Origin of the sequence: Lentimicrobium sp. S6 (genome assembly GCF_013166635.1) — a bacterium.
GTDB lineage: Bacteria > Bacteroidota > Bacteroidia > Bacteroidales > UBA12170 > UBA12170.
The window spans coordinates 1-859 of record NZ_JABKBZ010000228.1; the positions used below are offsets into that span (position 1 = coordinate 1).

General features: G+C 39.8%; 1 protein-coding gene. It reads right to left on the minus strand.

Annotated elements, in window-relative coordinates:
• Positions 1–859 (minus strand): hypothetical protein (locus HNS40_RS22480; RefSeq protein ID WP_172284949.1); only part of this gene is annotated, 859 nt, incomplete at both ends.

An 859-nucleotide genomic window follows, 5' to 3' on the forward strand; every position in this document is an offset into this window, starting at 1 on the left:
GTCATCTCAATGTTGAACTCTACCGTTCTAGTTTGAGTAATACCAGGAGCAATATCGAAGTTATAGTTATAATTTGACCACTCATCGTATCCTGCTTCAATGTGAGGATAGTTTTCACTAGCATCAGTAAGCGTAATAGCAGGGTCATTAGTAGAGATAACTGCAGAAACCACAGTGGCTCTTGCTTCTCCAGAGTTTAATAACTCAATAGGCATTCTAATAGACTCTCCACCTTCGGCTAAATCATCGTCATCAGCACCGGCCTCAAAGAAGTTATGAGCTTGGTATTCTAAGACTGGCATTGGGCTAGCATTATCAGGATAAATGGTTACGATAAAAGTATCAGTCCAAGTGCCTTCATTAGAAGTAATGTCTAAGGTGAATTCCACATCTCTTTCTTGAGTGATTCCTGTTGCAATATCAAAGTTGTAATCGTAATCACACCATTCTTCACCATTGATATTCACTTCCCCATAATTTTCAGAATTATCGGTGATAGTGATATCAGGATCTTGAGTAGAAAGGATAGCTTCAGTACCGGTAGCCATTTGGTTTCCAGAGTTGAATAAGCTTACTGGCATTCTGATGGTTTCTCCACCTTCAGGAAGGTTGTCATCATCTTCGCCAGCAGGGTCGAAGTTGTGAGCAGCATAAGCCAGCTCTGGCATATATACTATATTGTCAGGATGTATTTCAATGGTGAAAACATCAGTCCAAGTACCTTGGTTAGAAGTCATCTCAATGTTGAACTCTACCGTTCTAGTTTGAGTAATACCAGGAGCAATATCGAAGTTATAGTTATAATTTGACCACTCATCGTATCCTGCTTCAATGTGAGGATAGTTTTCACTAGCATCAG